Source organism: Staphylococcus sp. GW823-FHT05F06 (genome assembly GCF_058795495.1).
Genome location: NZ_JBXAHW010000006.1, coordinates 46,649 through 71,922, shown reverse-complemented (window position 1 = coordinate 71,922; position 25,274 = coordinate 46,649). Strand labels below are relative to the sequence as shown.

The following is a 25,274-nucleotide window of genomic DNA, read 5'->3' as shown; positions in this document are numbered from 1 at the left end:
TCACCTTTCCTCTAAACGATTGTATTCATCACGCAACTGATTCACCTGAGTTAGCCCTGCTTTCATAAGTATAAATATAAATAGCCATGCAATCATAATTAATAAGATATATTTTAAATAACCACTACTTAAAAGTGTTATTTCCGTATCCCATATTCCGTGTAATGTCACTGCCACAAAAAAGAAAAATATAAAACGTTTATCGATGATATTCGCCCATTCGAAATGCTTTGTTTCTTTCACTATTACTGCCGCAGCACCAACAATAGCTGCCCAAACGAGGTGACTACCTAAAGCTGTCCAACCTCTTTGTATAGTGATTTCAGTAATATTATTAACTCCATCAAATAAATTAAATCCAAACCTAAAGATATAACCAGCTGATTCAAACACCGCGAACCCTGCACCAACAGCAGCACCGATAAGTAATCCATTGAGTATTTTATTTGTTTTTAAATAATTAATAAATAAAATAACAACAGTTGCTTTTCCAAGCTCTTCAACAAATCCTACTATGAACGCATCTGTTATAGTCATAATTCCATAATATTGCGATTCAGTACTAAATGTAACAAATTGATATAAAATCATTGTACTAATGAGTGATAATACACCACCAATAAAGAACATCCTCATTACATCAAAGATACTAATGTTTTTAAATGCATTAGATTCGAAGAAGAAGATTAATCCTGAAATAGGAACTAATAGTGCGCCAATAAATATCATACCTGGTATGGCATTGGCATTACCAAATATATTTGTTAATATCCATAACGCTAGGAAAGTGATACCTAAAGCTAAAAATACACGTGAGAACACCCAAGGTCTTCCCCACTCCTCGGAAACTTCATTAATATGTGGCGTCGTACGTTTTGTTCCAGCAATAAATACATCATCCGCTTCATCTTTGGTGTGAGATTTAAACACCTCAGAAAACATGTCACGCAAATTTAATTTTAAACTTTCATCATTCCCTGCTAGCCTACCTATTGATTTCGTTGTGTTATTAAATAGATGCTTGGCTTCTTCTGTCAATCGAATATGATCTGCAGTTTCATTTTCAATTTCAGGTTTTGTATTTGAATATGTATGTGATGCTATGTTGTCATTTGAATTTGATAATGTTTGCTGAAGAGAATGACCACAATTGATACAAAACTTATCATCGACATTTACTACTTTGTGACACTTTGGACATTGTCTATCTTGACTATTAAAATTATGTTCAGTTTTTGTCTTTGGATTATCGAACACACTCTGCCCACAATTAACACAAAATTTATCATCCTTCTCTAAATGTGCCCCACAATTAGAACAAATCAATTCAATCCCTACTTTCAAGTTATCTCTATAAAAAAGTTGTTATCAATATTTTAAATTAATTCTCATAAAATCGCTATATTCTATGACAGATAAACTGTTAAATTTCGTATTGCAAAAATAAAATGTCGATAAAAGCGACTGCTTTTATCGACGTTGTTCTTCGTATCTTACACGCTGACGATATCCATATGTGCTTTCTTTAATGAGTTCATCATTAAGTAAACCAGCACCTATTGCACCTGCAACTGTCGAAATTGAAGCTGCAAACCATGGAATACTTAAATATAAATCAATGCCTGCAGGACCTTTTAATCCAACTTGCTGACCTAAAAATCCTGATGGCAATAATACGATTTCAGCAATTAAGAATAGTAAATAAAGAATAATATAATAAATTATAATGGCAAAAATCAATGTCATTATTGTTGTAAGATTGTATAACCAAGTAATACGCTTATGGTTGCTTTTATTAACTGGTTCCCATAAATCATGTGACATCATTATCCATATTAGCATTCCAATAATCGCAATAATTGAAATTCCAAATAAACGCCACATTGAAAAGTTATAAGCCATTTGCCACATCGTTGTAAATACAAGTCCAAATGCACCTGTAGTAAATGCAATAGCTACTATATTACTTAAACTTGCCATCATATTTAATGGATTATTCGCAAATGTCATTCCACTAACAAGGCGAAACATGCCTCTAGAACGTGAACTTGATAAATATCTTAAGTGATAAGAGTCTGTTTCTTTCATATATATTGTTTCTTTGTCTATTTTAGAGAGCGGAAATTGTTTTTTTACTGAATTTTCTATTTGATTATTATTATCATAATTACGACTTTCTTGTTCAGCTTCATTTAATTCTTGAATAATATTATAAATCGCATGCTTGAAACGTTTTTTTACTGGACGCCAGCCAAATGCCGGATATGAGAATATAGCTGCACCATTTTCCATATTAATATCTAATGCCATCACTTGTTTGTCAGCAAACATCGGTAAATCTGTAATTGCTATCACATAATCCCATTGTCTCTTATCGTGATAATCGGCTACTTTCTCAAAAATTTCATCTACAGATTCAGCAAAACCAGTAAGCGGATCAGTAACTAAATCAAAAATCCATTCTTGCTGATGATCATAATGCGTAGATAACATTTTAGGCATTTCTTGTATGAGATTTTCTGCAAGGCGTTCAGTAACACCTGGAGCGACGACTAGACCCACAGTTTTTTGATTTGTCATGCGTCATCCTCCTCTCTATGTCCTTGTTTTTTACCTTCATATTGTTCATTATTTTCATCTTTACTTGAAGTTTGTTGTTCGACATTTTGTTGTGATACATCACGAGAAGTTTCTTGTTCTTTTTGTTCTTGCTCAGCTTCTTTATAACGATGATATTGTCTATAAGAATAAGTAATACGACGTATTTTCTCTTCATTTTCAACAGTTGATCCCATAGCTCCAGCTAAAAGTCCTAATGATGATACAAACCAAATCAATCTCATATAATTTGAGAACGTAAATTGTGATTGGGCACTCGTCCAACTATTAAATAATTCCACAGGGACAAAGAGTGTAATACTGATGATTAACAATAAATATAAAATGACATAATTTATGAGTGTAATCAAACTTAGTGTAACAAGTGTGGTTGAATTATAAATATATCGATATACACGCTGAGATTTAGCAGTTTTCTTTTCAATCAATTGATGCGCATAGAATAGCCATCCAGCCATCCCAAGTATAGCAATCACCATCAATATGATAAGTCGAAGCGGTGAATAAATCACGCTTAATTCCCATGGCATTGAAAATATTGAGACATAAGTTCCTGTTGCAAAGGCAACTGAAATGATTTTCTTAAAATTAAAGATGTTTTTCCAAGGCTGATTTGCTCGTGTCAGTCCACCAATTAACTGAATCCAACTTATGATAAATAAAATATTAATATATCGTTGTTTTGATGTGGCGTCTTCGTCAGGTTCTACAGCCTTCACGCGTACAAAAGGATGTGGCGCATTTTTGTCTTTCGGTTGATTATAATATAATTGTTCAATCAATGAAGTCATCGTTTTAACTAGCTTGCGCTTCAAATCAATAAAACCTAGTGACGGTAATGATAGCATTGCAACATGTTTGTCACTATTAAAGTCGCTGACAACCACTTTATTATCTGAAATACTAGGCAAATCTGTCAGACAAACAACGTAATCCCACTGATGTTCCTCTTTAATTTGTGCTGCTTTTTCAACACTTTCATGTACATCCTCTGCAGATCCTATCATGAGATCGACTTTGATGTCGAAATTCCATTGACTATGTTTAGTCCGCTTTGACAATAACTGTTTAACATTTGGAATTATTTTTTTTGCATGTTGATGTGCTATACCTGGCGAAGGTATAATTCCGACTGTTTGCATCGTCGTTGTCCCTCCTTTCTAATTTTTAAATCAACTTTATTCATAGTTAAAGTGCACGTGATCACGCTGATAAACGTCCTTAACGTACACTTTTATTTTCTTACTCATTAAGTTTTAATTGTAACATTTATTTTGCCAACACGAGTGGTGAGAAGATAATATAACTTACTACTACTAAAGCAAGAACAATAATACCTGCAACGTAACGATATTTCCATGGCGTCATATCTACTTTCGGTTGGTGCGTGCTTAAATCAAACTCACTAGATAGTTTAACTTTGTTAAAAATCAAAATAATAATTAAATCTACAAAGAATAATACACTAAATGTGTATAGATAATTAATTTCTGTAAATACAAAGCTGATTATAGCGTATAAAATTATATGTGTGAAGAGTGTCACTTTAGCGCCCAATTTAGATGTGCGTTTAGAAAAGAAAGCGATTAAAATTAAAGCTAGCACTGGCATACTATACACACCATTAAACTGTTGAACTACTGCATAAAGACCACTAGGGAATAATGTGATGACTGGTGCAAGTGCTACAACAATAACTCCAATGACTACAGTAGCAATATGGCCTACTCGAGCAATATGTTTATCTGATTTATTTTTTCCAAAAATAGGTTTATAGAAATCGAGTGTTAATAGTGTAGTTGTACTATTCAATGAGCCAACAAATGAGCTCAATATTGCACCAAAAATAACCGCACCAAATAAGCCGAATGCCCATTCTGGTAATACTGAAGTTACAAGTGCAGGGTAAGCGTTATCTGATTTATCAAGACTACCATTAAAATAGTTAAATGCTACTACGCCTGGTAAGACTGTAAATAAAGGTCCGAACACTTTAAATAAGCTTAAATATATTGCACCTTTTTGAGATTCTTTTAAATTTTTAGCTGCGAGTGCTTTTTGAACTATCATCTGGTTTGCGCACCAGAAGAATAAATTGTTAAAGAACATACCGAAGAATAGGGTTGGCCAAGGTACAACATCCGAGTCCACCTTACCAAAACCATTCAATTTCTCAGGCGTGTCTTGCACGATTTTGTCGAAGCCATGTAGGAAGTTGCCATCTCCTAATTGACCCAGACCTAATATTGTAATCGCAAGTCCAGCTATAATTAAAGCCATGCCATAAATCGAATCACTAAAAGCACTTAACGATAAACCACCTATAAATAAGTAAATAATGCCAATTATACCAATAATAGATGAAATAATAATGACAGCAGTTGAACTACTTACACCTAAGTATTCATCAACTTTAAACATTTTATTGAACACTAGGGAACCAGAATACAATACTACAGGCAAGAAAGATACGACATAGGTAAAGATAAATAAAATGGAGACAAAACGTTTAGTAAATGTATCATAACGTAATTCCAAAAACTCAGAAATTGTATTAACACCGTATTTTAGATATTTAGGAAGAAAGACCCAGGCCAACAATACAACTGCTACGGCAGCCGTAACCTCCCAAGCCATTACTTCCATTCCTTGTGCATAGCTTTGACCATTTTGCCCAACAATTTGTTCTGTCGACAAATTGGTCATGATAATTGTAGAGGCAACTGTAAATCCAGTAAGGCTATTTCCTCCCATAAAATAACCATCTGAACTATTCGTTTTAATTTTTCTTGATTGCAAATAGGCATAAAAAGAAATGCCACCTACGACCATAATAAATAAAATAATCGATATCCAATTCATTTAATATGTTCCTCCTTTTCACTTTAGTCGATTGGATATAATTAAAATGAATCCTAAAAAACAATGATAGTGACTTATACGTAAAACAATGAATTTATCTACATCAACTTAACAACATATTATTGTAAAGTGATAAATATTTCATATGTGAATTGCGTTTGTCATTTCGTGCACAACTCATATATAGACAGAAATATAAATTTTAAAACTTCTTTTTTGTTTTTAAATTGAATTGTGCGCTTTAGAACATTTTGTAATAGCGACATTTTTTCCATATAATTTTTTAAAGTATCCTCGCACTAAATTTAACTATAGAAATCACTTTATCATTTTAAAATAATAATTAAATTTTTATACTAAAAAAGCGAGACCGATTCTTTTCAGATTCGTCGTCTCGCTCCCTTACAACTGACTATGATTCGAAACAGTCAGCAACAAGCATTTTTCAATTCATTTATTTATAATAAAAGTTTCAAACATTAAAACATATGATATAAGTATCCAACCTTTAATACATTTGTACTATTTGTATGGTTGATTATCATGATTATGGTTTTCTCGTTTATTTTGATCATTCAATGCGTGATCATGATGAGATGTTGATGTTTGACCAATATGTGGTTCATTCATATTATATTGTTGTTGTTCACGTTTCTTTTCTTCTGGCACAACATGTGAATGTATGTCATTACTATATTGAGAATTGATTTGGTCATTTTGTGTTTGTGGTTTACGTACTAAAAGCATGATACCTGCTATTAACCATAAGGCACCAGCAATAAAACTTAAAAAGAGACCAATGATTCCTGTAATAACAAGTAATATTCCTGATACTTTGGCATTTTTGCCAATTAAAATAGCGGCAACTATTGATACAATTAATAAAATGAGAAGTATAATAATGAGGACAACACCTAAACCTAACATCAAGTTATAAGTTTGGTATGCTAAATCATATTCCCCCGGATTTTCTTCTATAAATCCTTGAATCATCCCATTTTTAAAATCACTTGTTTGTGTCATTATGAAAAATATGCCTACTAAAAATACATACAACAGATGTAATCCATTGCCAATCCATGAAAGTATTAATTCACCTTTACGTTGTATCATTCTTGTTCATCCTTTTCACCTATTCATTTAATTCCCTATTTTTTTTAAATATATGCATTAAATTAGATATATTGTAATTTATCTTTCTTAAAATATATAAATATTAATGCTTATCATTTATCATCGTATAATAAATTCTAGAAGTAATCCAGTACATCATTGAATAAAAAATAATAAATACAACTATCACACCTACGTAACTAGTAGCATACAGTCCCAAATCATATTGACCAACGATTCCTAATACAGAGTATATGATACGAAAAGCAGCTAGCGTATGTATAATTGCAACAATTACAGGAATAAGAAATACCCATATTACTTGTTTATTAATTGTTTTTTTGATTAAAATTTCATCTAATCCTAGTTGTTTCATCGTTATATATGCATCTCTATCTTCATGTCCTTCTGAAACTTGTTTATAATACATCATAAGAAATATACCTATTAATAAAACTAGAGATACAACACTTCCTACAAAAATTAAACTTGAGTTGACTTGTTTCCACATCAATAGGTTTTGTTTTTTCACTTGAAATTCAATATCGTGTTGAACACCTATTTTCTTAATACGATGATTCAACTTATCCTTTTCTTTTAATACATTAAATTCAACCGCAGTTTGGACTTGATTAGGAGTGATGATTAAATTTTCATCATTGTGATTACGATATTCATTAACAATACGATCCATCAGTTGTTGTTGATTCACAATTAAAGTTATACCATCTGCATAGAGTAAGTTATCTATATTTGTCGACTCAATATATTTAACTCTGTATGTTTTCCCGAATATATTGAGCGTTTTCATTTTTTTAAATAATGACACACTTGTACTTATTGCAATTTCATCATCATCTAATTTTATTTTTTTATTGTTTTTATTATAATCACTTTTATTATATATAGAAATAAAAGAGTTGAATTTTTGCTTATTTCCAAAATTAAATAAACCACTCGATACAGTTTGTCTTTTTAGCTTTTTATGTTTTAAGCCTCCCTGCAATTCCGCTCCAACCATACCTCGTGCATAGATTTTAAATTGACCAGTTGGAACTTCTTGGCGAATATCTTTTTTTAAATTTTCTATCTTACGTTGAATTTTGCTATCTTTATGAAAATCACCAATATAATAACCTGCGTAATCATTTTTAAATGCAAATTCAAACCTATGATCCATATTTCTATAAGTTGAGACTGTCATACTTAACGTAACAATCAGAAATGTACACATAAATGAAATCGTAGCTAAACCAATCGCACTAGATTTTACGCGTGATTTGAGTCCTGCAATAAAGAAAAAATGATTGGGTTTATAATAATAATGATCTAATTTTTGTAACATTTCTAAAACTATTGATCCTAAGCTAACAAAGAGCAAATAGGTACCGATAAGCGTTGACAAAATCGCAAAAAATATAATCCCCAAGGAACCGATAGCCGTGTTAGGTTTTATAGCTAAATAATAGCCAATCCCTATAAAAATTAATCCTAAAATTAAAAATATTATTAACCGTACACGTGACTTTTCATGCGTCTTACTTTTATTTTTAATCAATAACTGTAAGGAGTTTTTAAATGATATTTTAAAATTGTTAATAACAAACAATATGATCATCAAACTGAGTAGCATGGTTAATGTGATTTTCATTGACAAAACATCAAATGGATAATCTGACAACTGAGGTTGATGCGTATTAACTATTTTATTAAATAACATAAAAAAGAGCTCACCAAATAAGTAACCTCCAACAATGCTCAAGATTGCAGATATAATAAATTGAATGAAAAGTTCAATCAAGATGATGAGTCTTAGATGTTTTTTCTCCATACCAAGAGCCATATTTAAGGCAAATTCCTTTTTCCTATGATTCATAACAAAGTGATTTGCATAAATTAAAAATATGAATAATAACATCGTCATAAACACTATTCCAATAATCGCAGATATTTTTAATTCAGGATGATGCTCATTAAAGTAAATGTTGGTTGTTAACGATAACAATATGTATTCAATACCGAATAAAATACTTATTACGCTAATAAATGGAACAATGATATGACGTTGATTAACAAAATTTTGTTTAATCATTTTCCACAAAATCTTGAAAGTCATATTAGTCACCTACTCCATTCAATATGGCCAAACTATCGGCAATACGCTTTTGATAATCTGTTTGCGATTCTTCACCACGATAAATCTCATGATACAAACGACCATCTTTGATGAAGATGACACGGTTCGCATATGACGCGTCAATATTTGAATGTGTCACCATTAATATAGTTTGATGCTTTTGATTAATTTTTCGAAATAAACACATAAGGTTTTTAGAGGTTTTTGAATCAAGTGCACCAGTGGGTTCATCAGCTAATAATAATTTAGGTCGTGCTATCAACGCACGGGCTATAGCTATCCGTTGTTTTTGTCCCCCAGATATTTCAGACGGATATTTTTCAAGCAAGTCTTCAATTCCTAATTGTTCACTTATTTCCATTAAGCGTTTTTGCATTATTTTCGGACGTTCATTTGCAAGTACAAGAGGCATCAAAATATTATCTTTGTTCGACATCGTATTCAACACATTAAAATCTTGAAACACAAATCCCATCATTTCTCTGCGAAAGCGTGCAATGTCTTTATTCTTCAATTGATTAAGCGGCAACTCGTCTAACTTTATTAATCCTTCAGTTGTACGATCAAAAGTAGCAATTAAATTGAGTAATGTAGATTTACCTGAACCTGACTCGCCCATGATTGCTACAAATTCATTTTCATCAATTTCAAGGTTCATTTGATTTAAAGCCATTGTCGTGTTCATACCTCTGCCATAGACTTTTTTTACATTTTTAACCTCTAATAACACTATGCAAACTCCTTTCTACCCTTCTACTACATCATAAAATAAAAAGAATGCCAATAACATTCATGAAATCTTACAAATATCATTGGCAAACTTACAATTTTGAAAGTTTATTATTTTTCTTTAGTAAAATGTATAAAAAATACTGTCCCATGATTCAACTCTGATTGTACAGTTACTTGTATATTTAAATGATTTGCAATGTGTTGCACTATAAATAGACCTATACCAGTTGATTGTTCATTCAATCTACCGTTAAATCCTGAGTATCCTTTATCAAAAATTTTAGGAATATCTGCTTTACTAATCCCAATACCATTATCTTTAATCTGTAGAGTTTGATTGGCAACATCAAAATCTATCCAAATATCTTTACCTTTAGCATATTTTAAAGCATTATTTAAAAGTTGCTCTATCATTATAGAAGCCCATTGTGCATCGGTTAAAATAATGTCCTCACTTTTTTCATAATGGATTTGCGTCTTTTGTTCAATAAACTGAATTCTATATTTTAAAATCAACGGGCGAATCAAATCATCAACTGTCACTTTGGTAATTGTCATATCTGACTCTTCATTTAATAATTTTAAATAACTTAATGCGAGACTTGTATAATTATCAATGTGCACAATTTCTTGTCGAACACGATTAACTACATTCTCCTCGTTTCTCTCCAAAAGTAATTGTGAGGCAGTGATAGGTGTTTTAATTTGATGTACCCATGTTAAAAAATAACTTTCAACATCGTTACGATATTCAATTTGCTGATTCTTAACATGTGCTAACTCATGTTCTAAATATGCTACTTTATCTTTAAGATGTTCATTCTTTTTAAAACTTAAATACTTTATCCACCAACGTACACACATCAATAGTAATATTATACTGATTGCTAGTACGTATGCATCAAAAGGTAAAGAAAACACATAAAATATAAGTGCAAAAAATAATAGAATTATTAAAATAATTGAAATCTCATTACGAATCGATTGAATATATGCAAACTTCATATGTCTCAAACCCTGTATCCTACATTTTTCTTTGTCTCAATTAAATCATCGACACCGATAGAAAGTAATTTTTTTCGTAATCGTGTCATATTTACTGCGAGCGTATTATCATCAATAAAATTCTCAGACTCCCAACACTTCTCAATTAAAGCTGTACGACTTACATATTTATTTTCATTTTGAAATAACAATTTTAATATCTGTAGCTCTGTTAAGGAAAGTTGAACATGTTCATTATCCTTGCTAAGCTTGGCCTCATCAACAATTAGTTTACAACCTTTAACAGCTATTTCATCACGAGCTATTGATAAATCATAAGTGCGACGCAATAGTGCCTGAATTTTAGCTACTGTTAAAGACAAGTTAAATGGTTTCTCGATAAAATCATCGCCACCCATTTGGATAGCCAGAATTTGATCCATATTATCTGTTCTTGAACTAATAAACATAATAGGCACATGAGATACTTTTCGCATTTCTTGGCACCAATGGAAGCCATTAAGTGTTGGTAGATTGATATCTAATAATACGAGTTGTGGTTCTACTCGGCGAAAATCTTCCATTATCTTTTCAAAATTATCAACCACATGCACCTCATAATTCCATTTAGATAGCTCATTAGCTAAACTTTCAGCAATCACTAAATCGTCTTCTACAATGAAAATCTTCATATATGTTCACCTTTCACTATCTTTTCACTCTTATTTATCATCATTTGAATTTTTATTTTGTTGTTGTTCTTTGTCGATATAATCATGTTGTTGCTGATCTACATGATTCGAATTTTGTTCTTTTGAATTTTTCTTTCTACGTTTTTCTTCTAATACGCTTAGTACAATAAACAAAATAATTAATATTGGAGATAACATTACAAATATCATTGTCTCACCTTCTCTTAGGGTCTCTAGCTCCCAATAATTATGATACCTATTATAGATTATTTTACATGTTTATTAATAGGAAATACATTGTCATGATGCTATTATTTTAACAATATTATAACTTTGAGAGATATAAACGAACATCGAATATAGAGTCATACATTTTATTTAAGTGATAAAATTTTATAATATGTAAAAATAATATTACTTTACATTATATTTACTAAAAACTAACTCTCAGTCAAAGTTTGTCTTCTATACTTAAATTATCATACATATTGGGAGGCAATTTATTTATGAAATTTATGAACAAAATGGGTAAGACGACGCTTGCTTCATCAATCGTAGCAGCATCCGTTTTAAGTACGGTAAACGTATCATATGCTTCAGGTAGCTCAGAACAAAGTGCTCAAACTAAGCAAACACAAAACGATGCCATTGCTTTCGGCAACACAAAAAATCCAAAAAATGTCATCTTCATGGTTGGCGATGGTATGGGACCTTCTTTTAACACTGCATATCGTTATTATAAAAATAAGCCTGGTGCTAAGAAAATGACTCCAACTGCATTCGATAAATATCTAAAAGGAACAAATCGTACTTATTCTAATGATCCTAAAGAAAATGTTACAGACTCTGCTGCTGGAGGAACAGCTTTTAGTACCGGTCACAAAACATATAACGGTGCGATTAGTGTTGATACAAATAAAAAACCAATTAAATCTGTGCTAGAACAAGCTAAAGAACAAGGAAAATCAACTGGTTTAGTAACTACTGCTGAACTTACTGATGCAACACCTGCTGTATATGCTGCTCATGTAGATTCACGCGACAAAAAAGATGAAATTGCACAGCAATTTTATAATGATAAAATAAATGGTAAACATAAAGTCGATGTGATGTTAGGTGGCGGTGCAAAATACTTCGGTAAAGAAAATAAAAATTTAGCGAAAAAATTCAAAAAAGATGGTTATGATATCGTTTCTAATAAAGATGAATTAAATCAATCACAAAGCAAGCAAGTTTTAGGTACTTTCTCAGAAAAAGATATGCCATTACAAATAGATGCACCTCAATCTAATCCGTTGCTAGTAGACATGCAAAACAGTGCACTAAATAAATTAAGTAAAAATAATAAAGGATTCTTTTTAATGGTTGAGGGTGCTTCAATTGATAAAGCTGCCCACCCTAATGATATCACTGGTGTGATGTCTGAAATGTCTGGTTTCGAAACTGCTTTTGATAATGCTATTAATTATGCAAAGACACATAAAGATACACTTGTTGTAGCAACTGCAGACCACTCAACTGGCGGTCTATCAACCGCAAAAGGTAAAGATTATAAATGGAATCCAGAGGCTATTCACAAGATGAAACATTCTGGAATGTATATGACAAAACAAATCGCTGATGGAAAAGATCCTGAAAAAGTAATTAAAGATGGATACGGTATTGATTTCCCAAATAAACAACTCGATAAAGTCAAAAAAGCAGCAGACGAGCTTCACAAATTACAAAAAGAAGGTAAAGATGACAAAGACGAAAAAGTTGTAGAACAAACAACAAAATTACAAAATGCAATTCAAAAACCAATTAACGATGCTTCACACACAGGTTGGACAACCAATGGCCATACAGGTGTAGATGTTAACACATATGCATATGGGCCAGGTTCTAACAAATTCAAAGGGAATATGGAAAATACCCAAAGCGCTAAAAACTTATTTGACTTTTTCGGAAACAATGTAACATCAAATCAAAATTAATTATAAAGTTTAAATTTAATATAATAAGAAAGGGACAGTCGTCGTCATGACCACTGTCCCTTTATCATGTAAATGATATATTTTATACACATAAGATGTAATAACAATTAAATATAAAATGCTTATAATTCTGCATTCGACATTGTGTTCTTTTTGATTTGATGCTTTTTAAAAAGTTGGAACCCTACTGCGCTTCCAATAACGAACGCTGATGCTACTGTTACTCCAATAGTTACACGATTAGACATATATGTTTCATCTTTCACATTTTTTTGTTGCGATAAACGTGCCATTTTATTTTTAAAAATATTCATAACAGTCTTGTGTGCTTTAGCTTGAGTTAGTTTATATACTACCCAAGGTAATGTAGGTTCATATTCTTGTAAAGCAATAATACCCTCATTGGTGTTTCTTATTCTTCGGAATTCAAAGCGTGCATTTCCACCATCATTTGAATGTGCTAAATCGCCACCCACAATATTATATACCACCATATCTTCTGTAGAGTCAGCTTCATCACGTTCCATTTTTAAAATAAATTTATTAATGAAGGGCAAATTCATATTAAATTCTCGTTCATTTATCGTACCTTTAACGAGATGTAGTGTGATATTATTGATGAATTTTGCATATTCTTTAGTCACATCTTTAATCGAATAACCTTCCGGAATTTTAAACCGTGTAATGGCTCGTACATCTTTAATTTCTTGATGCATACGCCCAAATGATTGAGAATTTTTCGAATCCGACTTTTTCTTAGAAGTCTTTTGTTCTTCTCTTAGTGCTCTTTTCACACTATCTTCAAAGGTGATATTTCCTACGGACAAGTTAGACACAACGCGTTTTCGATGTGGTACCATATCGTGAGTTAAACTATTCATTAATGGATATACCATTTCTTTCGGTACATTTGAAATCAGTTGTACCCAATACCGACTTACGATAATGGGTATAATAGGTAAATCAAGCATAGGCAGTCGCTTATCAAGTACGTTAGCTGTGCGCTGTATCAGCGTTTTATAATTCATCACTTCAGGACCTGTGATATCAATTGCTTCGTTATCTTTGGGTGTTCGATTCACCAATGCTGCTAAACCATCTATCACATCGTCAATGGCAACAGGTGCAATTTTATTGTAAGCCCAACTAGGCAAAACCATTGCTGGCAATCTCTTAACTAGTCGTTTAAGAATTGGATAAGAACTTCCTTTTGCACCAATAATTAAACCTGCACGTAATGTGCTAACTGGTATACCGTAATCACCAAGAATTTTTTCACATTCAAGTCGACTTCTTAAATGTGCAGATAGCTCATCATTTTCTGGTATTAAACCACTCATGTAGACAATATGCTTAACACCCTGCTTTTGCGCCGCACGCGCAAAATTATCTGCTAACAATGCATCCATATCTTCAAAGCTAGCCTGCGTTAATTTTGCTGATGGCATCATAGAGTGTACTAAATATATCGCTGTATCTACATCTTTCATTACTTTTGTAATTTCGTCCAAATCAAATAAGTCTGCTGACTTCCACGTGACATTTTCTTCATCCGTTTTATTATGAGTATTTCTGGATATAGCTATCACTTCATGATCTTTTTTTAATTTATTCTTGAGATGGCTACCAATATAACCTGATGCACCAGTTAGTAAAATTTTAGACATGCACTCCCCCCTAGAATGTGTTTTAATGTTCTATAAAAATAGTTAGATTGTATACTTATTAAATTTGTATTGGTTATCATTGCTATATGTTAAATGTTTACCCAAAAATATGAAACTGAGACAAGAGTCACATGATTCTTGTCTCAAAGTACCCATAATTATATTATTTCCCGGTAAATAACAACTTTCTTTAAGAAATCTGTTGTTTGCAGTTTGATGAACTTGGATATTCTGGTTCCCCAAGAATTTCGGCCATTAACTTTTCACTGCTTTTCGAACTATCTTGTTTCATCAAACGATGAACCACTTTTGAATAATTTATATAATCAGTGCTACAAATTTGTTTAGCTAACATGCGTTCATTTAAAGAGGCTTTAAGAAAATCACCCACTTCAAACAAATCAAAATAAAAACCAACACTTTGTTTATATTGTTGCTCGTCTTCTTGAAGAATAAAGACTGGCTTGTTTAAATGTATATAGTCAAAAATGGTCGACGAGTAATCTGTAATCATACATTCACTCAGAATATACAGTTCTTGAATATCAACAAGTTCATTGAAATAACAGTGAATTCGATTATCTATTTGATTATATCTGGTTCTTAAATGACTTTCATTAGGATGAAGTTTCACAATAATCTCATAATTCTCTGGTAAATATTTAAGTAAATCTTTTAAATTAATCTGAGTGACTTCTTTTCTTTGATTTTCCCTCCAAGTGGGACAATATAATATATATTTTTTATCATCATCTATCTTATACATATATTTAAGCTGTAACTGCTGGCGCTCTTGTAAATTATTATTATTTATTAAATATTCATTCTTAGGTGCGCCGTATTCTAGAACTTTAAGATTTGGATTTTTATTTAGCATAAAAGCAGATTCCAACAACGTCGTATTAATATCTGATGATGTCAAAATGTAATCCCATTTTTTCATGCGTGGTATGAATGCCTCTAGTTGTTGTTGTCTTTCATGTTGTTCATTTAAATCATTAACCATTTTCTTTAATGGAAAACCGTGCCATGTTTGAATAAATATCTGATCTGAAGACTTGTACACTTTATCCCACGAGTTACCATTGATAAAAACATACTTACACTTTCTAAACGTTTTAATATATTTCTCGCTTCCAAATCGAACAGGTGTAAAACCGTAACGTTTGATTTCCATATCAACAAGTGAATTGGTTGAACTCACATATATTTTTTTATGATCATACTGTCTCTTAATAGCAAGAGCAATATATTTAGGATCTCCACTAAAATTCTTGCCATGGAAAGACTCTATAAATATTGAATCGTCGTCTACAGGTATTTGATTTAAATTTTTGATATAGCTCATATGCGTTCTTTTTTCATAGTACGTTTTACATTTATTAAATAAATATTTATTTTTTCTAATTAAATTCATCCAACGACTCTCTTTTAAACGACTTGCTATATCTATTTGTTTTTCACTACCGAGATGTCGATGAATTTTCTTCACTTTTACATGTTGAGATGAAGAGAAAGTTTCAACATTATTTAAAAATTCCTGTCCATAATTAATGCATTTAAACGTACTTTTCAACTGTCGATAATCTTTTTGTCGATCACAGTGACTATATTTATAGTTTAGAAAGTCTTTAATTATTTTACTATCTTTAATCATATCTTTGGTTAAAAAACGTATCGCTTCATATGGTGCATAGATATCCTTTAACACGTTATCATCACCATAGTAAACTAGAGCTTTATTACCCTGTGCAATCGTTTCTAATATAGAATAGCCGAGCGTTTCATATGGCGAACTAGATACATAAATATAACTCTGTGGTTCTTTTTCATTAATATGAATATAATCATTAAGATGATAGTAATTTATCAAATTTTTGTAAAGCATTTCTGAAGGACCATATCCTATTAAATAAAGTTGAGCATCATCAACAATTTGGTTTTTAATGATGTAATTAAACAATTTAATAATATATGAAATATCTTTAACTTCATCCTCAAAACGTGCTTTAATTAAAAAATTTCGTTTAGTATTTATCGGCTCTGATTTTAAATCGATATGTTGTGCATTTACGTATTGATTAAAAACCCGATGATAGTCATATTTAGCTATAAATTCATTTTTAATTCTAGCTGTACTCACTCGAACACAATCAATACAGTCTAATGCTAAATCTATATTCTCATTAATATATTCCAATGGACCATGTATTTCACCAACAATCTTAATCTTGCTATTTAATTTTTTAACTAGATATGCATGATTAAAAAAGGTTTCTCTAGTAATTATAAGTAGGTCTCCATGAGCAAGTTCTTTTCCACTATTAAATTGATGAATATGAAGATGCTTTGTGCTCAAACCTTCGTAAATAATTAGTTTTGTGATATCACTTTTATTATAGTCCTGATAATTAAAGTAGTGTACCTCATGTCCAATTTCTAATAAGCTTTTCACTAAGTTAATATTACTTCTTGATGTTCCGCCCTTGGCGAAGATATTATATCCAAATATGTTAATCTTCATTTAATATCTCACTTCCCAAATACATTAAATTATTTCATCTTTAATATGTAGAACTCGCGAAAGATATTATACTTAATATTTGGAATTTTATCTACTTTGTATATAATTAAAATAATTTTGAATTTTAAAAATAAAAAAGACACGACATGGTCGCAATCGACCTAGTCGTGTCTTCATATAATTATCATTAGTGAATCTTAATATTCAATGTTTGGAGCTTGGTTTACATGATTTTGGTATTTTTTGAAACCATAGAACGCTGCACCAGCTAATGCTAAAATAACTGCTAATTTTTTCATCTTAATAACACTCCTTTCAAAGATGCGGTTCTTGAACAAACAAAATGTTCAATAGTTAGTTACTATTATACACGTTTTATAGTTGTTTTTAAAAACTTGAATTTCAAATTATCGTAATTTTTTCCTTATTTTCTAAAATTCATTATTAATTTTGAAACTACATAGATTTATTTTACAACTTAAATTACGATTTATTCTTATACTATTTCACCACAAAATATATATATCGTAAATTCATACCGCATATTCATTTAAATGTAGTCAACATAGAAACACTATTTTAAGTCAAATTGTTACTTTCACCATAAATTAAGAACTATAAAATATAACATAATCTTAAAACATCTCGTCCTTATCAAGATTTTTTAAGTAAGATATTGTTGTTTATCATTTATTAAAAATGTTTTATGAATACGTTTGATTGATACCTTCATATAATGCATTAATAAATTCTTCCATTGTTGGTGTCCAATTTTCTTTATTGGTACGATTTTTTGTACTAGTATCTCCATTTTTAAAGAATGCTTTTCTTAAAGCAGTCGTTAATTCTAACTGAACGCCAGTGTTATTGTCTTCTCTATTAATGAAGTTTTTATTATTTTGACCACCAAGATACTCTGGTGGAACTTTAACTGTAAATCCACGTGCAACAAGTTGCTTCTCTATAGCATTTCTTAAATCTGAACGGGGCCCACCAAGATAGATAATCTCCTCACTACCTGATGCGCCATGAATCGAAATAGTTGCAGTACGGTTTTTAATCATTTGATTTAATGTCGGATCATCATAATGTGTAGACGTCACATGTAATTCAGAGTTATTTTTAGGTCGAATGCCTTCAAATGAATAATAATCATAATTACCTTTATCCGCTAATGCTTTAGTTAATTCTCTTGTACCTTGTTCAATACTTCCACCATGTGGAGCCACAATGAGTACTTGATTCCCTGTATTTTTTGTGTCTTTTCTCCAATCTACACCTTCAGTTGTTTCTTTTTCTAACTGAGTCATCGATTGGTATTTATCTATTTTACGTTCTGTAGATGCTAAACTTACTAAAGATTTACTGCTATCAGTTTTAGAAGTAGTTGGCGTTGAAAATTGCTTTGCTTTAGTAGTTGTACTAACTTGAGTCGATAAAGTAGGTTGTGCCTTTGTCGTAGAGGATTGAACTGTTTTAGATTTTGTTGACGTTGACGGAGATTTTGTTTTACTTAGTTGTGTAGTGTTTTTCTTAACTGAAGTTGTATGACTTTTAGTTGATTGTTGTGTCTTTGTTGATATTTTAGCTTTAGAAGTTGGCGACACAGTAGTTGCTTTATGAGAAGTTGTGCGTTTCACAGAAGTAGGCATTGTTTTTGAACGTGTTGAAGTTGTTGAACTCTTACGAATGGTAGGCTGAGTCTTGGTTGTTGTGCGCGTTTTATTTACTGTGGTAGATTTTTTTGCTATTGTAGTTTTTTTAGTTGATGACGTTTTGGGTGATATAGCTTGTTTGGTTGATGTAGCTCTTTTTATTGATGTAGCTCTAGATTTAACAGACGTATCTTTAACTGAACGTTTAAAATTGGACGTCGTCTTTTGAGTTGGAGATGACTTAGTTACATGTGTTTGTTGCGTTTTCATACTTGCATCAGCATACTGATTGTATGAACCTATTGTCCCTACTCCAATAAATAAAGTAACGAAACTTAGCGTCACTTTCTTCATTGAAAAGAACCGTGAAATACTTTTGACTTTCATATCAATTCTCCTTATGAATTATTAATATAAAAATTATACTAACTTATTTTTGCAAAAAACAATATTTTTATTAAGTCGCGGAATGTTTTTTATATTATATCAATATTTTTAAAACATTGATATTACTAAATATTTTCACTAAAAAAATTTTTTAAACAATAACAAAGAGTTTAAGATATAAATCCTTAAAAAATAAGACACCTTCATATATTTTAATAAACACCACCAAATTAAATTAACAGAGGGCTTACATATAAAAATTATAACAAGCCTCAACTTAAAAGCTTATGCTATCAATGGGAAGTTATGTTAGAACTGCTCAAAAATATATCGCGATATGTTAATAAAATTTTTGGAACGAAACCCAATGGTGATTTTAACTAATCTCTATGTCTTAATAGTAAAAGAATAGATTTTAATCATATGTATATCGAAATGGTGGAAATGGCTTTAAATGTGATTTTAATATAAATAAATGTGATGATTGTTCAGCATGTTCTTTGAAACGGCTATACATAAAACCGTGTTCATAATAAATAAGAAAATCATGAAAAATGATAATTAGAAATACTTTAAAATTCAAACTAATTAAAACCTTTCTTAACTAGAAATGAAAAACTATAGTCATAGAAAATTGGCTGTAGAACCTATTTGGGGATTTATGAAGGTTATTTTGGGTTTCACTCAAGTGTCAGCTCGATCTATAAATAAAGTCAAAGGGAAAAAATTTTTATTAATGGTGCTTAATATTAAGAAAAATAGCGACTCAGAGATTTGAATACTTATAAAGTATCTCTTTTGTCTCTGAATATCAAAGAAATAAACCTCACTATCATTACATAAAATAACTTATCGGAAGTTACCTATTATCGAATATTCTGAGATGATATAATATACAGGTCGCCTATCTCTCAGGCGTCAATTTCGACGCAGAGAGGAGGTGTTATTCATGCTAGAAATTCTTGTTCACATCACGACCACAGTCATCAATGGTTGTATTGTTGCGTTATTTACGCATTGGCTACGTAATCGCAACAATAAATAGGCGACTATAGCCACACCTAAAAAATCCCCTCACTACTGCAATAGTGAGGGGATTGGTGTATTCACACTAGAATTCTTGTTAACCATATTATAACACTGATTAATAGAGGAATGCAAAAACATAAGAAAAGTAAGTGCAATTCTATAATTAGAATTATTGATTTTCTTTGATACTATAAAATTGCTAATATTAAGGCTAATTAGTTGAATACAAAATCAAGGTGGGAGTATTAAATGGAAAAGGTTAAATCATATTTAAAAGACATTCAAAACAACGAAAAGTATCAAAAAGATATAGAATTTCTTGAAAAGAAAAGTAATGGAAGGGAAGACAGAAAATTTATATTAGATATATTCTTTTTATAGATAATTCCCTTGATTTCAATTTATATTACATATTTTTTAAGTTTTTCCAATCCATTTGCAATTTTTATATTAATAATTACAGCTGTGTCAGTTTCTTATAAAATTGCTAAAAATCTATTGGATCACATGTACAAAAATGAGGATAGATTTCTAGCATTACATAGAAACTACGAAAAGGAAAAACTATTATTTCTTACTTTACCTATTATTGGACTCATAACTATAATAGGAAGTTCATTTCTCTTCGATTATTTAATATTTAAACTGAATAATACGTCTGTAGAAATATTAGGGTCCATTCCTACTGTTATATATCAAATTATTATTTGTTTTATTCAGTTTATGTTCACGGCTATGTTTTTAATAATATTTATTTATACCATTTGGTTTTTTATATATGGAAGGTTTACAAAATAAATGATTAGAGTACACCCTAATCATACTGATATAGTAGTTGAATTTATAATGACTCAAACGTATGATTTGGGTGTATATTAATTATGGAGTGAAAATAAATGTCGGCTATGCGAGGGTATTATCCATGGATCAAAATTTAAAAAGACAACTGGATAATTTGAAAACGTTTGGTGTGAAAAACATTTACAGAAAAACAGTCTGGGGAATCTATTAAAAATAGATTGTTATTTCAATAATTTCTTAGTTTTGTGAGGGTGGAAGATGAGGTTGTAGTGTAGTCATTTGATCGTTTAGGCCTTAATTACGATGAAGTGATCAAGACAGTTAATTATTTAAAAGACAAATAAGTTTAATTAATGATTACTAGCATACCTATGATGAATGATGAGATTGGCAATTCATTATTAGATAAATTTATGAAAAATCTATTCATTCATATATGAGCAATGGTTTCAGATTTTCTCACTCCTAAATATTTTCTATTGAATACAAACGCTCTTCTCCATTAATTTCACAACTAACGTCAAATTTATTAGGCCTTTGACTATTCTCGCTATATTTCACTTCAATTTTAATATTTTTTACTTCTCTCCCTTTTTAATTGCTTTTTGCCATTCTTTCTTCATGTTATACCATTCTCCGTTCTCTTTAAATGAGCGGTTGATGTATTTACTTTGGGGGACGAGATTATCTATATCTTTAGAACCTCCGAATCCGCGCGCAATTAAATGACCGCCGTCATCATCTGGTAATCGGTCTTCTCTTCCTACTGTTCGTTGCGCATATGAATTACGTCCGCCATCTAGAAGTGATAGGTCATCCGCATATACTTCTTTAATACGGCCTTTGTGATCCGTTCGATACACGTGTCCATGCGGTGTTGTATATTCGATGTTGGCCTTCAATTTCTTAGGCTTCATAAATCTGCGTTCATAATGGTCACCATATTCAACCTTTGTAAGATTTGGGGCTTCTTGATAATGAATATGATTTTATAGTTTTCAATCAAAACCACCCGTATGAACGGGTGGTTTGTTCTACGGCTATAAGCCTTTCTTACTGGCCAGCCCTAAAAGGGCACTGATAGGTCAGCCAACTGCACTACTTTCCCAGCACCCCTAAAGGGGTACTATTTTTTTCGTCTTTTTTTAATTTCTTCTCCTGTAAAGGGATCTAGGTATTCTTCCATTGAAATTTGATCTGCAACGATCTCTTCTTGTAATTGATTACGAATGTAATTTTCAATTACCTTTTTATTTCTACCTACTGTATCTACATAAAATCCTTTACACCAAAACTTTCTATTTCCATATCTATATTTTAAATTAGCATGTCTATCAAAAATCATTAAACTGCTTTTACCTTTTAAATATCCAACAAATGAGGATACTCCTAATTTAGGTGGAATACTAACTAACATATGAATATGATTTTTAGATGCTTCTGCTTCTATTATTTCTACGCCTTTTCTTTCACATAGTTGACGTAAAATAACTCCAATATCTCTTTTGATTTTTCCGTATAACACTTGTCTTCTATATTTTGGTGCAAAGACTATGTGATACTTACAATTCCATTTTGTATGTGCTAAACTGTTTGTGTCAGATGACATAAAAAAGCATCTCCTCGTGTTGAATATTTTGGTTGGCTGACCAATATATATTCTAGCATGATGAGATGTTTTTTTAGATAACGGTAAAACCTTTTCTGAACCATACGCATAGCGCATGGTTTTCTTTATACAATTATAAAAAAGACAATTTCTATTGAATAAATATAGAAATTGTCTTTTTCTTCTTCTAAGACCTTTATGTTACAAAATCTTTGTTAATCTTCTTTCAAATGTTCAATTGTTTTGAATCCTTCACGATAATTAGCTAGTTCTTCCATCATCGCGTACCAATCATGGCCTACTTTTTGTAGTGTCTGTTGAATTAATTCATCTTGTGCTTGGTTTAACTTACCTATTAAATCATCACCCGCTTCAGTGGTAAAAAGTTTTTTTACTCGTCTATCCTGCTTAGATGTTTGTTCGACGATTAAACCTTCTTCTTTTAATTTACGTAACGTTGCATGCGATCCTTGTTTAGATATTTCAAGCGTAATCAAAAGTTCTTTAATTGTTATACCCGGTAATTTATTAATGAAAAATAAGAATCGATGATGTTGGCGACTCATGCCATATTGCTCAATAATTTCATCCGCTGTAGTAATAAAAGTCTTATACGCGAAGTAAAACAGCATATGTTCGTAATCATTTTTATTTTTAGACATTTAACACTATCCTTTTTTTATTCAATATCGTTATTATAATAAACTTTTGACTGATAGTCATATATTTCAGAAACTGTTCAAACTTTTAATAGGTCAACTTAGTTGACTTTATTTCAAATTGACGTTAATATGATACTTGTAAGATAAAAGAAATCAAAGGTGGAATTATATATGAAACAACGCGTAGGACAATATTTAATGGACGCGGTTTATTCAGCAGGTGCTGACAAAGTTTTTGGTGTCCCAGGAGATTTTAATCTAGCCTTTTTAGACGATATTATTGCACATAATGATATTAAATGGATTGGTAATACAAATGAGCTTAATGCAAGTTATGCTGCCGACGGATATGCACGTATTAATGGCATCGGTGCAATGGTAACAACATTTGGAGTGGGTGAATTAAGTGCTGTCAACGGAATCGCTGGATCTTATGCTGAGCGTGTGCCAGTTATTGCCATCACTGGGGCACCTACTCGAGCTGTAGAACAAGAAGGCAAATACGTTCACCATTCCCTTGGCGAAGGAACTTTTGATGATTATAGAAAAATGTTTGAGCCTATTACAACAGCGCAAGCTTATATTACACCTGATAATGCTACCACAGAAATTCCAAGAGTAATCAATACGGCGCTTCAACAACGTCGTCCAGTTCACATTCATTTACCTATTGATGTCGCACTAACAGAGATTGAAATTTCAAACCCATTCAAACCAGAAGTCGAACCACAAAAAAACGTTCAAAGTTATATCAATATGGTTCAAGACAAACTTGAATTGGCATCACAACCTGTCATTATTACAGGACATGAAATAAATAGTTTCCATCTGCATAAAGAACTCGAACAATTCGTTAATCAAACTCAAATTCCAGTTGTTCAGTTATCTTTAGGTAAAGGTGCATTTAATGAAGAAAATCCTTATTATATGGGTATCTTTGATGGTTCAATAGCAGAACAAGATATTCAAGATTATGTTAATCAAAGTGATGCTATTTTGAATATTGGTGCTAAATTAACAGATTCTGCAACAGCTGGGTTCTCATATCAATTTGATATTAATGAAGTGATTATGCTAAATCATAATGAATTTAAAATTAATGATACATGCATCGAAGCATTTTCATTACCAAATATATTAAATGGTTTAAATAAGTATATTCACTACAAAAACACTAATGATTTCCCACAATATGAGAGACCACAATCACACAATTACGAACTTAGTGATCAGTCATTAACTCAAGAGACTTATTTCAATATGATGCAAGATTTTTTACAACAAGATGATATTTTAATCGCTGAACAAGGTACATCATTCTTTGGTGCTTATGACTTAGCCTTGTACAAAGATAATACTTTTATCGGGCAACCATTATGGGGATCTATCGGCTATACACTACCAGCAACGCTAGGAACACAAATTGCAAATCCATATCGTCGAAACATTCTATTAATTGGTGATGGATCACTACAATTAACTGTTCAATCATTATCTACAATGATTCGTCAAAATTTAAACCCTGTGATATTTGTAATTAATAACGATGGTTATACAGTTGAGAGAATGATTCATGGTATGAAAGAACCTTACAATGACATTCGCATGTGGGATTACAAATCATTACCTTCTGTATTTGGTGGTGACAATGTTTTAGTTCATGATGTAAACACTTCAGAAGAACTCATGCTCACCTTCGAAAATATTAAATCTAATAGTGATCGCATGCACTTTGTAGAAGTGAAAATGGCTGTTGAAGATGCACCAGTTAAATTAAGTAATATAGCTAAAGCATTCGCATCACAAAACAAATCATCTTAATATC

General features: G+C 31.2%; 20 protein-coding genes and 2 pseudogenes. 5 read left to right on the top strand and 17 right to left on the bottom strand.

What is annotated here, in order from left to right:
• From AC1Q7N_RS05590 to AC1Q7N_RS05545, 10 genes are all read right to left on the bottom strand, one after another.
• Window positions 1–1,326 (bottom strand): PrsW family glutamic-type intramembrane protease, encoded by a 1,326-nt coding sequence (locus tag AC1Q7N_RS05590; RefSeq protein ID WP_002467821.1) that lies wholly within the window; start codon window positions 1,324–1,326, stop codon window positions 1–3.
• A 144-nt stretch (window positions 1,327–1,470) separates the two neighbouring features.
• Window positions 1,471–2,580: a hypothetical protein gene (locus AC1Q7N_RS05585; RefSeq protein ID WP_001830606.1), complete on the bottom strand. Its 1,110-nt coding sequence runs from the start codon at window positions 2,578–2,580 to the stop codon at window positions 1,471–1,473.
• Window positions 2,577–3,761, bottom strand: a complete 1,185-nt coding sequence (locus tag AC1Q7N_RS05580; RefSeq protein ID WP_002456713.1) for a hypothetical protein — start codon at window positions 3,759–3,761, stop codon at window positions 2,577–2,579. The genes AC1Q7N_RS05585 and AC1Q7N_RS05580 overlap by 4 nt, the downstream gene beginning before the upstream one ends.
• Before the next feature lie 127 nt (window positions 3,762–3,888).
• Entirely contained in the window at window positions 3,889–5,481 is a 1,593-nt protein-coding gene (locus AC1Q7N_RS05575) for a solute:sodium symporter family transporter (RefSeq protein WP_049387479.1), read from the bottom strand.
• Window positions 5,482–6,003: 522 nt separating this feature from the next.
• The gene (locus AC1Q7N_RS05570; RefSeq protein ID WP_049387480.1) at window positions 6,004–6,594 is read right to left on the bottom strand and encodes a DUF4064 domain-containing protein; all 591 of its coding nucleotides are present in this window, start codon (window positions 6,592–6,594) and stop codon (window positions 6,004–6,006) included.
• A gap of 103 nt (window positions 6,595–6,697) precedes the next feature.
• A complete protein-coding gene (locus AC1Q7N_RS05565) occupies window positions 6,698–8,710 on the bottom strand; it encodes an ABC transporter permease (RefSeq protein WP_002470142.1) in 2,013 nt (670 codons plus the stop codon).
• A 1-nt stretch (window position 8,711) separates the two neighbouring features.
• Window positions 8,712–9,461: an ABC transporter ATP-binding protein gene (locus AC1Q7N_RS05560; RefSeq protein ID WP_002456717.1), complete on the bottom strand. Its 750-nt coding sequence runs from the start codon at window positions 9,459–9,461 to the stop codon at window positions 8,712–8,714.
• Window positions 9,462–9,571: 110 nt separating this feature from the next.
• On the bottom strand, window positions 9,572–10,468 hold the full coding sequence (locus AC1Q7N_RS05555) for a sensor histidine kinase (RefSeq protein ID WP_002456718.1): 897 nt from the start codon (window positions 10,466–10,468) through the stop codon (window positions 9,572–9,574).
• Between the two features lie 5 nt (window positions 10,469–10,473).
• Entirely contained in the window at window positions 10,474–11,139 is a 666-nt protein-coding gene (locus AC1Q7N_RS05550) for a response regulator transcription factor (RefSeq protein WP_001830679.1), read from the bottom strand.
• Between the two features lie 30 nt (window positions 11,140–11,169).
• Window positions 11,170–11,349: a hypothetical protein gene (locus AC1Q7N_RS05545; RefSeq protein WP_002456719.1), complete on the bottom strand. Its 180-nt coding sequence runs from the start codon at window positions 11,347–11,349 to the stop codon at window positions 11,170–11,172.
• Window positions 11,350–11,645: 296 nt separating this feature from the next.
• Here AC1Q7N_RS05545 and AC1Q7N_RS05540 point away from each other — a divergent pair, with 296 nt between their 5' ends.
• Entirely contained in the window at window positions 11,646–13,115 is a 1,470-nt protein-coding gene (locus tag AC1Q7N_RS05540) for an alkaline phosphatase (protein WP_002456720.1), read from the top strand.
• A 122-nt stretch (window positions 13,116–13,237) separates the two neighbouring features.
• On the opposite strand, the gene AC1Q7N_RS05535 is transcribed toward AC1Q7N_RS05540, so the two are convergent.
• The 4 genes from AC1Q7N_RS05535 to AC1Q7N_RS05520 form a co-directional block, all read right to left on the bottom strand.
• Window positions 13,238–14,782 (bottom strand): NAD(P)H-binding protein, encoded by a 1,545-nt coding sequence (locus AC1Q7N_RS05535; RefSeq protein WP_002489712.1) that lies wholly within the window; start codon window positions 14,780–14,782, stop codon window positions 13,238–13,240.
• Between the two features lie 190 nt (window positions 14,783–14,972).
• Window positions 14,973–17,306: a CDP-glycerol glycerophosphotransferase family protein gene (locus AC1Q7N_RS05530; protein ID WP_002456722.1), complete on the bottom strand. Its 2,334-nt coding sequence runs from the start codon at window positions 17,304–17,306 to the stop codon at window positions 14,973–14,975.
• Window positions 17,307–17,503: 197 nt separating this feature from the next.
• Window positions 17,504–17,605 (bottom strand): SE2200 family small protein, encoded by a 102-nt coding sequence (locus AC1Q7N_RS05525; RefSeq protein ID WP_002437978.1) that lies wholly within the window; start codon window positions 17,603–17,605, stop codon window positions 17,504–17,506.
• Window positions 17,606–18,010: 405 nt separating this feature from the next.
• Complete coding sequence (locus tag AC1Q7N_RS05520; protein WP_049387481.1) at window positions 18,011–19,348, bottom strand: poly-gamma-glutamate hydrolase family protein; 1,338 nt, start codon at window positions 19,346–19,348, stop codon at window positions 18,011–18,013.
• 949 nt (window positions 19,349–20,297) lie between these two features.
• On the opposite strand from AC1Q7N_RS05520, the gene AC1Q7N_RS05515 reads away from it, so the two are divergent.
• The 3 genes and pseudogenes from AC1Q7N_RS05515 to AC1Q7N_RS05505 all read left to right on the top strand — a co-directional run.
• The gene (locus AC1Q7N_RS05515) at window positions 20,298–20,393 is read left to right on the top strand and encodes a type I toxin-antitoxin system Fst family toxin (RefSeq protein ID WP_002494655.1); all 96 of its coding nucleotides are present in this window, start codon (window positions 20,298–20,300) and stop codon (window positions 20,391–20,393) included.
• A 233-nt stretch (window positions 20,394–20,626) separates the two neighbouring features.
• Window positions 20,627–20,758, top strand: a complete 132-nt coding sequence (locus AC1Q7N_RS05510) for a hypothetical protein (RefSeq protein WP_001832932.1) — start codon at window positions 20,627–20,629, stop codon at window positions 20,756–20,758.
• A 511-nt stretch (window positions 20,759–21,269) separates the two neighbouring features.
• Window positions 21,270–21,615 (top strand): annotated as a pseudogene (locus AC1Q7N_RS05505) (recombinase family protein); the annotation flags it as partial.
• Between the two features lie 28 nt (window positions 21,616–21,643).
• On the opposite strand, the pseudogene AC1Q7N_RS05500 reads toward AC1Q7N_RS05505, so the two are convergent.
• From AC1Q7N_RS05500 to AC1Q7N_RS05490, 3 genes and pseudogenes are all read right to left on the bottom strand, one after another.
• Window positions 21,644–22,167, bottom strand: a pseudogene (locus AC1Q7N_RS05500) (DNA/RNA non-specific endonuclease); the annotation flags it as partial.
• Between the two features lie 137 nt (window positions 22,168–22,304).
• Window positions 22,305–22,787, bottom strand: coding sequence for an IS200/IS605 family transposase (gene tnpA / locus AC1Q7N_RS05495; protein ID WP_002469023.1), 483 nt, complete (start codon window positions 22,785–22,787; stop codon window positions 22,305–22,307).
• 215 nt (window positions 22,788–23,002) lie between these two features.
• Entirely contained in the window at window positions 23,003–23,449 is a 447-nt protein-coding gene (locus tag AC1Q7N_RS05490) for a MarR family winged helix-turn-helix transcriptional regulator (RefSeq protein WP_001831825.1), read from the bottom strand.
• Between the two features lie 171 nt (window positions 23,450–23,620).
• On the opposite strand from AC1Q7N_RS05490, the gene AC1Q7N_RS05485 reads away from it, so the two are divergent.
• On the top strand, window positions 23,621–25,270 hold the full coding sequence (locus AC1Q7N_RS05485; protein WP_002495556.1) for an alpha-keto acid decarboxylase family protein: 1,650 nt from the start codon (window positions 23,621–23,623) through the stop codon (window positions 25,268–25,270).
• Window positions 25,271–25,274: the final 4 nt, after the last annotated feature.

Coding starts and splice junctions, on each gene's coding strand:
- AC1Q7N_RS05585 (WP_001830606.1), bottom strand. CDS start 2,580: ATGACAAATCAAAAAACTGTGGGTCTAGTCGTCGCTCCAGGTGTTACT.
- AC1Q7N_RS05580 (WP_002456713.1), bottom strand. CDS start 3,761: ATGCAAACAGTCGGAATTATACCTTCGCCAGGTATAGCACATCAACAT.
- AC1Q7N_RS05575 (WP_049387479.1), bottom strand. CDS start 5,481: ATGAATTGGATATCGATTATTTTATTTATTATGGTCGTAGGTGGCATT.
- AC1Q7N_RS05570 (WP_049387480.1), bottom strand. CDS start 6,594: ATGATACAACGTAAAGGTGAATTAATACTTTCATGGATTGGCAATGGA.
- AC1Q7N_RS05565 (WP_002470142.1), bottom strand. CDS start 8,710: ATGACTTTCAAGATTTTGTGGAAAATGATTAAACAAAATTTTGTTAAT.
- AC1Q7N_RS05555 (WP_002456718.1), bottom strand. CDS start 10,468: ATGAAGTTTGCATATATTCAATCGATTCGTAATGAGATTTCAATTATT.
- AC1Q7N_RS05550 (WP_001830679.1), bottom strand. CDS start 11,139: ATGAAGATTTTCATTGTAGAAGACGATTTAGTGATTGCTGAAAGTTTA.
- AC1Q7N_RS05545 (WP_002456719.1), bottom strand. CDS start 11,349: ATGATATTTGTAATGTTATCTCCAATATTAATTATTTTGTTTATTGTA.
- AC1Q7N_RS05540 (WP_002456720.1), top strand. CDS start 11,646: ATGAAATTTATGAACAAAATGGGTAAGACGACGCTTGCTTCATCAATC.
- AC1Q7N_RS05535 (WP_002489712.1), bottom strand. CDS start 14,782: ATGTCTAAAATTTTACTAACTGGTGCATCAGGTTATATTGGTAGCCAT.
- AC1Q7N_RS05530 (WP_002456722.1), bottom strand. CDS start 17,306: ATGAAGATTAACATATTTGGATATAATATCTTCGCCAAGGGCGGAACA.
- AC1Q7N_RS05525 (WP_002437978.1), bottom strand. CDS start 17,605: ATGAAAAAATTAGCAGTTATTTTAGCATTAGCTGGTGCAGCGTTCTAT.
- AC1Q7N_RS05520 (WP_049387481.1), bottom strand. CDS start 19,348: ATGAAAGTCAAAAGTATTTCACGGTTCTTTTCAATGAAGAAAGTGACG.
- AC1Q7N_RS05515 (WP_002494655.1), top strand. CDS start 20,298: ATGCTAGAAATTCTTGTTCACATCACGACCACAGTCATCAATGGTTGT.
- AC1Q7N_RS05510 (WP_001832932.1), top strand. CDS start 20,627: ATGGAAAAGGTTAAATCATATTTAAAAGACATTCAAAACAACGAAAAG.
- tnpA (WP_002469023.1), bottom strand. CDS start 22,787: ATGTCATCTGACACAAACAGTTTAGCACATACAAAATGGAATTGTAAG.
- AC1Q7N_RS05490 (WP_001831825.1), bottom strand. CDS start 23,449: ATGTCTAAAAATAAAAATGATTACGAACATATGCTGTTTTACTTCGCG.
- AC1Q7N_RS05485 (WP_002495556.1), top strand. CDS start 23,621: ATGAAACAACGCGTAGGACAATATTTAATGGACGCGGTTTATTCAGCA.